Origin of the sequence: Pseudomonas frederiksbergensis, from assembly GCF_017114915.1 — a bacterium.
Classification (GTDB): domain Bacteria; phylum Pseudomonadota; class Gammaproteobacteria; order Pseudomonadales; family Pseudomonadaceae; genus Aquipseudomonas; species Aquipseudomonas frederiksbergensis_I.
Genome location: NZ_JAAUOE010000002.1, coordinates 13,003 through 25,025, shown reverse-complemented (window position 1 = coordinate 25,025; position 12,023 = coordinate 13,003). Strand labels below are relative to the sequence as shown.

The following is a 12,023-nucleotide window of genomic DNA, read 5'->3' as shown; positions in this document are numbered from 1 at the left end:
AAATCAAAAGATCCCCTGACTACGCAACCAGCTCATCAACTGCGGTAACGGGAAGGCCCCGCTCTGGCGAGCCACTTCCCGGCCGTTCTTGAACAGAATCAGACTCGGGATTGAGCGAATCCCCAATTGCGCCGACAACTGCTGGTTCGCCTCACTGTCCAGCTTGGCCAGTCGACACTTGCCCGCCAACTGCCCCGCCGCCTGCTCGAACACCGGTGCAAACGACTTGCACGGCCCGCACCAATCTGCCCACACATCCACCAGCAACGGCAGGTCGCCCTTGATCTGACTGGCGTAATCGCCCTGCTTCAATTCGAACGGCTTGTTCAGCAAGACCTCGGTTTTGCAGCGACCGCACTTTGGATGGTCGTTGAGACGCTCGGCAGGAATGCGGTTCAGGCCATTGCAGTGGGGGCAGGGGATGAGGAGTGGGTCAGTCATGATTGGCTCTCAGTTGGGCAGTTCATGAAATTGATCTGGAGTCGAAGATGGTCTTTATCAAGGAGATAGGTTTCAGACCATTTTCTTCTTCGGTTGCAAAGAGGGCCTTTTCATTCACGACGAACAACTGATCTCCAGATGCTTGCCCCATTCCGGCGGCCGCTCGGCATAGCTCTCCATCCCCGGCTGTTCCTCGAACGGATTGCTCAGCACTGCATGCAAGCGACGCACTTCTGAATAGTCGCCGCTCTCCGCTGCATCGATGGCTTTTTGCGCCAGATAGTTACGCAGGATGTACAGCGGATTCACCGCATGCATCCGTTCGCGGCGCAGTTCCTGATCAACCTCACCTTCGCGAGCAACCCGGGCGATATACAGCTCGCCCCAGGCATCGAAGCCCTTGATGTCGACGAAGTCATCGCGCAAACGGGCGACGGCCAGTTCCGGTGACTCTTCGCCCAGGCGGCGGAAGAACAGGCTGTAATCGACGCCGCTGTTCTGCATCAGTTGCAGCAGGTGCTCCAGCAGTTTCTGGTCGTCGTCTTCGGCAGTGGTGAGACCGAGGCGGCGGCGCATCAGGTCCAGGTAGTGGGCCTGGAACAGTGGCAGGTACAGGCCGAGGGTTTCGCGCAGGGCTTCGACGCTGATGAGCGGCGTCAGGGCCTGGGCGAGGGCGCTGAGGTTCCACTGGCCAATCGGTACCTGGTTGCTGAAGGAGTAGCGGCCTTGGTCATCGGAGTGGTTGCAGATGAAGTGGGCGTCGAAGTCGTCGAGGAAGGCGAACGGGCCGAAGTCGAAGGTGATGCCCAGGATCGACATGTTGTCGGTGTTCATCACGCCGTGGCAGAACCCGTAGGCCTGCCATTTGGCGATCAGTTCAGCGTTGCGTTCGACGATTTCGCGGAACATCGCCAGATACGGTTCCGGTTGTTCCAGGCAGTGCGGGAAATGCATGGCCAGCACGTGCTCGCCGAGTTCTTTCTGCTGCTCGGGGCGTTTGGTGTAGTAGAAGAATTCGAAATGCCCGAAGCGCACATGGCTCGGCGACAGGCGCAAGAGCATGGCCGCGCGTTCCTGTTTCTCGCGCCAGACCGGCGTGTCGGAGCCGATCACGCACAGTGCACGAGTGGTGGGGATGTTCAGGGCATGCAGGGCTTCGGAGGCGAGAAACTCACGGATCGACGAGCGCAGCACCGCGCGTCCATCCCCCATGCGTGAATACGGCGTCTGACCGGCACCCTTGAGGTGCAGGTCCCAGTGCTCGCCGGCTTCGTTATAGACCTCGCCCAGCAACAGGCCGCGACCGTCGCCCAACTGTGGGTTGTAGAAGCCGAACTGATGCCCGGAATAGACCATCGCCCGCGGCTCGGCTTCGGCCCACAGCTTGTGGCCGCCGAACAGCTCGGCGAACACCGGCGTCTGGGCTTCGGCCGGGTCCAGGTCCAGCAGCGCCATGGCGGCAGGGCTGGCGACCACCAATCGCGGAGCGGCGATGGGCTCGGGCAGCACATGAGTTGAGAACGCGTCGCCCAGGCGGGCGAAGCGATTGTCGAAGGTCAGTTCGTCGAGGGCTTTCAACGGCCATCTCCAGCAGAATGTCCGAGCATTCTGCTAGGGATAGCGCGCTTAGTCGAGTTCGACAGAGGGTGGCTCTTGCCGCGGTTTGCCGTCGGCCACCGGCACGATGGTTTTGGCTTCCGGCTCGATCGGCACCATCTTGTACTCCTGGCCGTGAAGGTTCTTGAGGTAGACCTCCATCTGCCGGAACGAGATGTTGATGTGCTGCTTCTTGAATTCGCGATTGATGAAACGGTTGACCTCATCAAGCACCGGGTTGCGGTCACCGAGGTCACGTACATGCATGCGCAACTCGTGGTCGAGGGTGCTTTCGCCGAAGTTCAGGAAGTACACATGGGGTTCCGGATCCTTCAGCACGCGCGGGTTATCCCGGGCTGCCTTGAGCAGCAGCTCTTTCACCAGGTCCAGGTCCGAGCCGTAGTCGACGCCGAGCTTGAGGGTCACCCGGGTGATGGTGTCGGTCAGCGACCAGTTGATCAATTGCCCGGTGATGAACGTCTTGTTCGGGACGATGATGTCCTTGCGGTCGAAGTCGGTGATGGTTGTGGCGCGGATGCGGATCTTGCTCACCGTGCCCGACAGGTTGCCGATGGTGATGGTGTCGCCGATCCGCACCGGGCGTTCGAACAGGATCATGATGCCGGAGATGAAGTTGGCGAAGATTTCCTGCATCCCGAAACCAAGACCCACCGACAGCGCCGCCACCAGCCATTGCAACTTGTCCCAGCTCACGCCGAGCGTGGACAGGGTCGAAACGAAACCGACACCGGCGATCACATAGGACAGCAACGTGGTTGTGGCGTAGGAACTGCCCTGGGCCAGGTTCAGCTTCGACAGCACAAACACTTCCAGCAAACCCGGCAGGTTGCGCGCCAGCGCGAAGGTGATGCCGATGATGATCAGAGCACCGAGCATGTCGCCGATGCTGATCGGCACCATGCTCATGTTGGCGCCGGTGCCGCTGGTGTATTCGTAGAGGGTGATGTTGTCCAGGTACGAGAACACCGAAATCAGGTCCGACCAGACCCAGTACAGCGCCGCGATGAAGCCGCCGAGCAGGGCCAGGCGGATCAGTCGCAGCGACTGTTCGTTGACCTTCTCGATGTCCAGGGTTGGTTCTTCGATCACCGCTTCGCCGTCGCCGGCCTCTTTCGCGGCCTGGCGTTTGGCCAGGGCGCGCTGATAGGCCAGGCGCCGTGCCGCAACGGCGAGGCCGCGCACGAAGGTGGCTTCGATCACCAGCCAGAACATCAAGAGGTACAGGGTGTTGATCAATCGGTCGCTGAGTTTCAGCGCGGTGTAGTAGTAGCCGAAGCACACCGCGACGAACAACGCGATCGGCAGGACGGTGAACATGACTCCCACGGCCTTGCGGAACAGCGAGGCGTTTTCGTGGGTTGGGCTGCTGACCAGCAGGCGGCTGAGCAGCCAGGCCATCAAGGCGTAGCAGGTCAGCACCACCGGCATGCCGAGCACGTCATCGGCCAGCGCCGCCGGTTGCAGTTCGGCGACGGCCACCACGGTCACCAGGGCCATCACCACCAGCCCGAGCCGGCGAATCCAGCCCTGAAGGAATTCGACCTGGGGCTTTTCCCAGCGGAAGTGCAGTTCGGCCACGCCGCCCGGCGCAAGGATGCGGTAGGCGGTGTAGAACACCAGCCAGGCCTGGGCCATTTGCAGCAGTGCCGCGCCCATATTGGCGTTCTGCCCCCGGGCGTCGATCTGCAAGGCCAGGCCGCACAAGGCCAGACCCAGGGAGACCGGCATCGCCAGCAGAATGTTGATCAGAATCGCTTGCGGGGTGTGCCACTGGCTGTCGCGCTTGAAGTGGCCGATGTCCTGGTGAACTTTGTTCAGGCGGGCATAAAGGTTTTTGCGGCGCCACAGCAGCGCACCGATCAGCAACGCCAGCGGCAGGAACAGCAGCGGCCGTTGCGTCAGGCCATCGGTCAGTTCGCTCAGGCTCGAAGCCCACGGCAGGGTATTGACCTGACGTTGCAGGCGGTCCGGCACGCTGTGCACCCACTCAAGATCCAGCGGCTTGTTGCTGGGGATCCAGAACATTTGCTCGTCCAGCGTAGCCCTCAGACTTTGCGCGGTGCTGAGCAGTTGCTTCTGGTTGAGTTGCAGGGTGATGGATTCGTTGAGTACCGCGCTCAGTTCGCGATTCAAGCGCTCCAGCAGATCCGCGCGGGTGGTGGCCAGTTCCAGCAGGCTCTTGCGCAGTTGCGGGGTGACTTGCTCGGGCGGTTGAGAGGCCAGCAGGTTGTCGACATAGGTGATCGGGTTGCTGAGCAGTTCCCGTTGCTGACTGACTTCGAACTGATACAGGCGAATGTCGGCGATCTGATCGGCCAGGTCGCGGTCAAGCCTGAGACGCGGCAGGGCCTGTTTCTGTTTGTAGAGAATCTTGGAGAGCAGCAGGCTGCCCTTGAGCACGTTGATCTGTTCGTCCAGCGCCGAATCGCTCTGGGTCACGCTGTCCAGTTGCTGCTTGGTCTGCAGGTTCTGTTGGGTGACTTCGTTGAGGCGGTCAGTGCTTTTGAGCAGGTAGTCGGAGAGCTTCAGGTTGGCCGCGCTTTCGGTGGCCAGCAGGCTGCTGCCGCCGGCCTTCTGCGCCTCGATGGACTGCTGGGTCACCGTCTCTTGCGACTGGGCCAGGCGTTTCTGGTTGATCAGGGTTTGCAGGTCCTGGATCTCCTGATCCAGGCGATCGGATTTTTCCGACAGCAAGTCATGCTGGCTGTTGCCCAAGTCCTGCAACAGGCTGTTGCCGGCCAGTTCCTGGCGACGCAACGGGATCAAGGCGTTGAGCGCCGCGAGCTCGGCGTTGAGCTGATCGCGCTGCTCGGCAGTCAGGGTCTTGCCGCTGTCCTTGCCGAGCTTGAGGATGTTGTTGATCTGCTGGATGCGCGTCTGGCTGGCAGAGATCTCAGCCTGGGCGCGCTCGGGGCGGGTCTGGGCGGTAATGATCAGGCTGTTCGCTTCGGCCAGGGCTTTCTGCAGATCGCTTTGCTGGGTGGAGCGTTCGGTCAACAGTTGTTCGAGCTGCTGAATCGTCTCTTTGGCATAGCGTTGCGCCACCGGCACCACTTTAGTGGCCTTGAGGCGGGTCAGTTCGCGCTGATTCTCGATGTTCTGCTTCGGCGCATTGGCCAACTGCTGCTTGAGATCGATCAGTTTTTGATCGTAATCACGCTGGTTGTTGAGCTGGGTGAGCGTGCCCTGCAGGACCGCTTGCAGGGCTTTCTGATCGGCTTCCGGCAGTTTGCGGTCGGCGATCTTGTTCAGGCTCGTCTGCACGGCTTCGCTGGACGGCGGTTCGGCGGCTTGCAACGTGCTGATGGAAAGATTCAAACCCAGCAGGGCCATGACGAAAAAGGTGCGCAGAGTTGACATAGAGACCGATCGAAAACGAGACGAAGTGTGGAGTTTAGAGGAACAGGCCGGGTCCGGGGCGACTTCCTTCGGGGAATCTGACGCCCACTTTACCAATCTTGTTCCCTTCCATGACCGCGACGGTCCAGAGGGTGTTGTTCCACTCCACCTGGTCACCGACGACGGGTGCGCCGCCCACTTTCTGGGCAATGAAGTGGCCCAGGGACATGTTCGGGTCGATGCCCTCGACTTTCAACCCGTACAGGGCAGCAACCGCGCCCAGCTGGGCGTCTCCTTCGAGTACGAAGTCGCCGAAGAAGCGCAAATCCAGCCCCCGTTGCGGTGCCTGGCTGAAGAGTTTTCCGAGGGCCGGGAGGTTGTGTTCGTGGCCGATCACGCAGAGCAAATCATCGACTTCGAGCACCGTACTACCCGACGGATGGAGCAGTTGCTGGCCACGAAACAGGGCCGCGATACGGGTGCCTTCGGGCATTTTCAGCTCGCGAAGGGGGGAGCCGATGCACCATTTCTCGGCACCGAGGCGATAAACGAACAGCTCCCACTCGCTGGTGACATGCACTTCCAGCGCTGATCGGGAGATCGGCAGAGGCTCCGGCGGGACGGTCACTTTCAGAAGCTTGGCGACCCACGGCAGGCTTGTGCCTTGCACCAGCAGCGACACCAGCACGATAAAGAACGCCAGATTGAAATACAGCTGAGCGTTGGGCAGCCCCGCCATCAGCGGGAACACCGCCAGAATGATCGGTACGGCGCCGCGCAGGCCAACCCAGGAAATGAATGCCTTTTCGCGCCCATGGAATGCCTTGAAGGGCAGCAGGCCGGCCAGCACTGACAGGGGGCGGGCAAACAGAATCATCCACAGCGCCAGGCCCAGTGCCGGCAGGGCAATTGGTAGCAAATCATGGGGCGTGACCAGCAGCCCCAGCACCAGGAACATGCCGATCTGGGCCAGCCAGGCCATGCCGTCGAGCATGTGCAGAATGCCGTGACGGCTGCGCACCGGGCGGTTGCCGATCACCAGACCGCACAGGTACACCGCTAAAAAGCCGCTGCCATGCAGGGCGTTGGTCAGGGCAAATATCACCAGGCCGCCGGCGATGACCAGGATCGGATAAAGGCCGGTGGCCAGGTGGATACGGTTGACCAGTTGCAGCATCAGCCAACCGCCGCCGAGGCCGATGACGCCGCCGATCCCGAATTCACGCACCAAGTGCCCGAGCAGGCTCCAGTGCAGGCCGGTCTGGCCACTGGCGAGCATGTCGATCAGGGTGACGGTGAGGAACACCGCCATCGGGTCGTTGCTGCCGGATTCAATCTCCAGGCTCGCGCTCACCCGTTCGTTCAGGCCCTTGCCGCCCAACAACGAGAACACGGCCGCGGCGTCGGTAGAGCCGACGATGGCGCCGATCAGCAGGCCCTGAATCAGGTTCAGATCGAACAACCACGCAGCCGCCATCCCGGTCAGCCCGGTGGTGATCAACACCCCGACCGTGGCCAGCGACAGCGCCGGCCATAACGCCACGCGGAAACTCGTCACCCGGGTGCGCAAGCCGCCGTCGAGCAGGATCACTGCCAGGGCGAGGTTGCCGACCAGATAAGCCGTGGGGTAGTTATCGAAAATAATGCCGGCACCGTCGACACCGGCCGACATGCCCACCGCGAGGATGATCACCAGAATCGGGATCCCGAGGCGCGAGGAAAGTGAGCTCACCAGAATGCTCGCACCCACCAGCAACGCGCCGATCAAGAACAGGCTGTTGATGGTCGTCGCATTCAAAGGCAGTACTCCGGAAAGCTAGAGGCGGGCGCAAACTGACCATGCAGTCCGCGTGCCAGCGATTCTAACCTGTTGAAATGTGATGCTGTCAAAAAGCTTTTGCAGATCAAAAGCCAGGCGCGTTGTAGGAGCTGGTTTGCCAGCGAAGGCGCCCTCAAGAACACTGCAAAAACTTGAGGGCCTCTTCGCTGGCAAGCCAGCTCCTACGGGGATTTTGGTGTTGGCAGGTTACAGGCTAAACCGCCCAACCATGTTGTTCAGGTCCAACGCCAGGCGCGACAGTTCGCTGCTGGCAGCGCTCGTCTGGTTGGCACCGGTGGCCGATTGCACCGACAGGTCGCGAATGTTCACCAGATTGCGGTCCACTTCACGGGCCACTTGCGCCTGTTCTTCAGCCGCGCTGGCGATCACCAGGTTGCGCTCGTTGATTTCGACGATGGCGCTGTTGATGGTGTCCAGCGACAGACCGGCACCGCGTGCGATGTTCAAGGTCGACTCGGCGCGCTCGGTGCTGTTGCGCATCGAGTCCACGGCGTGTTCGGTGCCGCTCTGGATGCTGCCGATCATGCGTTCGATTTCGCTGGTCGACTGCTGGGTGCGATGGGCCAGGGCACGCACTTCGTCGGCGACCACTGCAAAACCGCGACCGGCTTCACCGGCGCGGGCCGCTTCAATGGCGGCGTTCAACGCCAGCAGGTTGGTCTGGTCGGCCAGGCCGCGAATCACATCCAGCACTTTGCCGATGTCTCGCGACTCGTTGGCCAGATCGCCGATCAGGGTGGCGGTGCTCTGGACGTCGGTGCTCATGCGTTCGATGGCGCTGACGGTTTCCTGCACCAGGTCGCGACCATCGCCCGCCGAAGTGGTGGCGTTTTTCGAGGCTTCGGAGGTGCTCACGGCGTTGCGGGCGACTTCTTCCACGGCGCTGGTCATTTCGTTGACGGCGGTGGCGGCCTGTTCGATTTCGTTGTTCTGCTGGGTCAGGCCACGGGCGCTTTCGTCGGTGACGCTGTTGAGTTCTTCCGCGGCAGACGCCAGTTGCGTGGCCGAACCGGAAATCCGTTGCAGGGTGTCGCGCAGTTTGTCCTGCATCTTCGCCATGGCCGCCAGCAGACGACCGGCTTCGTCGTTGCCATCGACCGTAATCGGGCGCGTCAGATTGCCTTCGGCGATTTCCTCGGCAGCATTCAGGGCGTTGGCGATCGGCTGGGTGATGCTGTTGGTCAGCAGCCAGGCGAACAGAACCGTCAGGCCGGTGGCGATGACGAGCAGGGTAATCACCAGATTGAAGGCTGAGGCGTACTGGTCGACGGCTCGCTGGTTGGTGTCGGCGGTCTGCTGAGTATTGATCTCCATCAAACGGTTGAGCACGGTGTTGATGGCTTCGGAGTTGTTCATCAAATCGTTGTTGAGCAGCGTGCGCAGTTCGTCGACCTGATTGTTGCGCGACAGGCTCTTCATCCGGTCTTCGATCTGGCGGTACTGTCCCAGCAACTGCACATACTGATCATAGGCTGCACGTTCCTGCGGGCTGGCGATCAACTTTTCGTAGGTCGCCTGAGCTGCTCGGATCTGCTGGTTTCGGGTTTCCAGCAGCTCGATGGTTTTCTGCTGGACGTCCGGCTCGCGATTCACCAACAGGCGATAAGACAGCACACGCAGGCGCAGGGTCAGCTGAGTGAACTCATCGAGACTTTTAATGCTCGGAACGCTGTTCGAGGTGATCTCCTCGGCGGCGTCGCGAATCTTGCTCATCTGGTTCAGGGCGAACACGCCCAGAACCAGCATCAGGCCGCCAATCAGGGCAAAACCGAGGAGCGCCCGCGGTGCGATATTCATATTTCGTAGGGACATGGTGTTCACCGAAAAGAGCGCATCCGTGCGGGGCTGAGACTGCGATATAGAGGGCTTATCGGTCATACGACTAAAGTCTTGAGTCGCTGCGCGCTTTTGTCGCAGAAGGGACGCGACGACGAAGTGCAGGAACCAGAGCCGCCGATCACAGTCTTTAAAGCTCGCGAGGAAGGTTGCCCGCCAGGAAAATCAAGGCCTTGCGCCTGCATAACCCTGGCATCCACGGTGACTTTTCTTTATCGTACGCGCCCTTTGAAAATGCCCGGAAAATCAAAATGTTAGAAGCATCCCTAAGCCAACTGGAACAACTGGTCAGCGACTTGGTGCAACAGAACCAGACCCTGCTCGGCACCAACCAATCCCTGAGCGCGGAACTGGCCCAGGTCAAGGATGAAAACGAAAGCCTGCAGCTGAGCCTGATGGAACAGGAAGAGAAGCAAGGCGCCACCGTTGCACGCATCCAGGCCTTGGTTGAGCGCGTCAGCACCGGCCCTGTCAGCGCATGAGTTACGGCGCCGCAGGGGTAAAAGTCGTCTCGATTCTGGGTGAGGACTATTCGATCAAGGCGCCGGCCGGGGAAGAGCAGACCCTGCTGGACGCTGCGTTGATGTTGAAGGCCGCCCTGGCCGAGACCAAAAAGAAATACCCGACGCTGATCGGTGACCGCTTGCTGGTACTGGCGGCGATGAACTTGTGCTCGCAGCAGATCGAAATGCAAAAGCGTCACCAGCAGGAACTCGACCGTTACCAAGAGCAAGTCAGCGCCACGGTTGAAGTGATCGCCAAGACGATCAATCAGGCCTGATCGGCTTTGCGCACAACCAAAGAATAAATTGTCGATTTAGTTGTATACAATCGGCACGGCTGTTGCAGTGTTTCAGCCTCTTATTCTTTGGGGGTGCTCCATGCAGTTCTGGCGACGCAGTATTCAGTGGCAGTTGATCCTGAGCATGGGCACCGCCCTGCTGGTCAGTATTTTGATCGTGGTTGGCATTTATACCCTCGTGGTCAATCGTCTTGCCCAGCGCTATCTGGTCGAACAAGCACTACCGTCGAGCATCGAAGCGATGCGCAACGACATCGAGCGCATCCTCGTCCAACCCCTCACCGCCGCCAAGGACATCGCCAGTAACAGCATGGTGCGCGACTGGCTGGCCGGGGGCGAAAACACTGCCCAGACGGCAGGCTTCGTCAGTTACCTGGAAGGCATCCGCGCCGAGCACAAAGCCTTTACCGCGCTGATCATCGGTACCGCTTCAAACCATTACTTCACCGAAAAGGGCCTGGACCGCACACTCAGCCGCTCCAATCCCAGCGACGCCTGGTTCTATTCGTTCCTCGACAGTAATCAGCCACGCACCCTCAATATCGATCATGACACCGCCACCGGCGAGTTGGCGCTGTTCATTGACCTCAAGGTCGAGCAGGCCGGCAAAGTCGTGGGCGTTGCCGGGCTGGGCCTGAGCATGAAAGAGTTGTCGGAGCTGATCCACAACTTCAACTTCGGTGAGCGCGGCAAGGTCTATCTCGTGCGTTCCGACGGTTTGATCCAAATTCACCCCGAAGCGCAGTTCAGCGGCAAACGTACACTGGTCGAACAGATCGGCGCTTCGGCGGCGCAAGCGGTCATGGGGCAGCTCTCTACCTCCACCGCGTCTGCCAGCAGCAGTTTTGTCCGCGATGGCGAAGAGTTTCTGGCGTTGAGCCTGCCGCTGCGTGATCTGGGCTGGACCCTGGTGGCCGAAGTGCCGCAGTCGCAGATCTACGCCGAAGCTCGTCGGGCGATGTGGATGAGCAGCGGCATTGGTCTGGCCGTGGCATTGGTTTGTCTTTTATTAGTGGTGTTGCTGGCTCGTGGATTGGTGCGACCGATTCGTCAGGTAACAGCGGCGCTGGTTGCCATCGGTAGCGGTGGTGGAGATTTGACCCACCGGTTAGATTCCAGCCGCGCCGATGAGCTGGGTGACCTGGCTCGCGGCTTTAATCGGTTCCTGGAAAGTCAGCGCGAGATGATCGGCGAAGTGCTGGCCACCAGTGAGCGTTTGCGCACGGCGGTCAGCCAGGTGGCGCGGGTGGTGGACAACACGGCCGAACGTTCCGGACGTCAGCAGGAAATGACCGACATGGTTGCCACCGCTGTCCATGAAATGGGCCTGACCGTGCAGGAAATCGCGCAGAACGCCGGCAACGCGGCGCTCGCTTCGCAAACTGCGCGGGATGAAGCGCTGCAAGCGCGGGAAGTGGTGGGCGGATCGATCCGGCATATCGAAAGCATGTCCGATGAAATTGGCGTCGCCGCCGGAGCGGTGGGCGAGTTGGCCCAGCAGGTGGCGTCCATCGATCAGGTGTTGGCGGTGATTCGCGGGATATCCGAGCAGACCAATTTGCTGGCGCTCAACGCGGCCATCGAAGCGGCGCGGGCCGGGGACATGGGCCGTGGCTTTGCCGTGGTGGCCGATGAAGTGCGGACCCTGGCGCGGCGGACTCAGTCGTCCACCGACGAGATCCAGCAGATGATCGGCAGCCTCAAGCAGGGCGCGGAGCATGCGGTGTCTTCCATGCACGCCGGGCAAGCGGCGACTGGCACGGGGGTTGAGTCGAGTCAGCGCACCGGGGCTTCGTTGACGGCGATTACCGGGCAGGTCGAGCACATCAGCGACATGAACCATCAGGTGGCGACAGCGACGGAAGAGCAATCGGCGGTGACCGAGGAAATCAACCGCAACGTTCAGGGGATTTCCGATTTGGCGCGGGCGACGGCGGGGGAAGTCAGGGCTTGCCGTGAAGACTGCCAGACGCTACAGCGCCTGGCCGATGATTTGGCGCGGCAGATGAGCAGTTTCAAACTCAGCTAACCGATCATTCCCACGCGCAGCAAAGGAATGCAGCCCGGGACGCTCCGCGTCCCATTGGAACGCGGAGCGTCCCCTGAGGCATTCCCACGCGGAGCGTGGGAACGATCAGTGTGAGGGGG

The 12,023-nt window shown here is 60.8% G+C and carries 8 protein-coding genes and 2 pseudogenes; 4 read left to right on the top strand and 6 right to left on the bottom strand.

From position 1 onward, the window contains the following. Positions 1-3: 3 nt before the first annotated feature. The 6 genes and pseudogenes from trxC to HCU66_RS27435 form a co-directional block, all read right to left on the bottom strand. Complete coding sequence (trxC, locus tag HCU66_RS01620; RefSeq protein WP_205886719.1) at positions 4-441, bottom strand: thioredoxin TrxC; 438 nt, start codon at positions 439-441, stop codon at positions 4-6. 114 nt (positions 442-555) lie between these two features. Continuing rightward, positions 556-2,019: a protein adenylyltransferase SelO gene (selO, locus tag HCU66_RS01615; protein ID WP_205886718.1), complete on the bottom strand. Its 1,464-nt coding sequence runs from the start codon at positions 2,017-2,019 to the stop codon at positions 556-558. A gap of 48 nt (positions 2,020-2,067) precedes the next feature. After that, entirely contained in the window at positions 2,068-5,418 is a 3,351-nt protein-coding gene (gene mscK, locus HCU66_RS01610; RefSeq protein WP_205886717.1) for a mechanosensitive channel MscK, read from the bottom strand. Positions 5,419-5,452: 34 nt separating this feature from the next. Continuing rightward, on the bottom strand, positions 5,453-7,195 hold the full coding sequence (locus HCU66_RS01605) for a potassium/proton antiporter (protein ID WP_205886716.1): 1,743 nt from the start codon (positions 7,193-7,195) through the stop codon (positions 5,453-5,455). Positions 7,196-7,423: 228 nt separating this feature from the next. Continuing rightward, complete coding sequence (locus HCU66_RS27440; protein ID WP_420908036.1) at positions 7,424-8,287, bottom strand: methyl-accepting chemotaxis protein; 864 nt, start codon at positions 8,285-8,287, stop codon at positions 7,424-7,426. Next, positions 8,279-9,034 (bottom strand): annotated as a pseudogene (locus HCU66_RS27435) (MCP four helix bundle domain-containing protein); the annotation flags it as partial. The gene HCU66_RS27440 and the pseudogene HCU66_RS27435, both read right to left, overlap by 9 nt. A 290-nt stretch (positions 9,035-9,324) precedes the next feature. On the opposite strand from HCU66_RS27435, the gene HCU66_RS01595 reads away from it, so the two are divergent. The 4 genes and pseudogenes from HCU66_RS01595 (at position 9,325) to HCU66_RS27425 (ending at position 11,904) form a co-directional block, all read left to right on the top strand. Next, entirely contained in the window at positions 9,325-9,555 is a 231-nt protein-coding gene (locus tag HCU66_RS01595) for a hypothetical protein (RefSeq protein WP_205886714.1), read from the top strand. Next, positions 9,552-9,854 carry a cell division protein ZapA gene (locus HCU66_RS01590; RefSeq protein WP_007903196.1) on the top strand — a complete coding sequence of 101 codons (303 nt, stop codon included), beginning with the start codon at positions 9,552-9,554 and terminating at the stop codon, positions 9,852-9,854. The genes HCU66_RS01595 and HCU66_RS01590 overlap by 4 nt, the downstream gene beginning before the upstream one ends. 100 nt (positions 9,855-9,954) lie before the next feature. After that, positions 9,955-11,040 (top strand): annotated as a pseudogene (locus tag HCU66_RS27430) (HAMP domain-containing protein); the annotation flags it as partial. Between the two features lie 18 nt (positions 11,041-11,058). Next, entirely contained in the window at positions 11,059-11,904 is an 846-nt protein-coding gene (locus HCU66_RS27425) for a methyl-accepting chemotaxis protein (RefSeq protein WP_420908035.1), read from the top strand. The last annotated feature ends 119 nt before the right edge of the window (positions 11,905-12,023 follow it).

Bases quoted from the DNA above. Each gene is read 5' to 3' on its own strand.
- trxC (WP_205886719.1), bottom strand. From the start codon at position 441: ATGACTGACCCACTCCTCATCCCCTGCCCCCACTGCAATGGCCTGAAC.
- mscK (WP_205886717.1), bottom strand. From the start codon at position 5,418: ATGTCAACTCTGCGCACCTTTTTCGTCATGGCCCTGCTGGGTTTGAAT.
- HCU66_RS27440 (WP_420908036.1), bottom strand. From the start codon at position 8,287: ATGCAGGACAAACTGCGCGACACCCTGCAACGGATTTCCGGTTCGGCC.
- HCU66_RS01595 (WP_205886714.1), top strand. From the start codon at position 9,325: ATGTTAGAAGCATCCCTAAGCCAACTGGAACAACTGGTCAGCGACTTG.
- HCU66_RS01590 (WP_007903196.1), top strand. From the start codon at position 9,552: ATGAGTTACGGCGCCGCAGGGGTAAAAGTCGTCTCGATTCTGGGTGAG.
- HCU66_RS27425 (WP_420908035.1), top strand. From the start codon at position 11,059: ATGATCGGCGAAGTGCTGGCCACCAGTGAGCGTTTGCGCACGGCGGTC.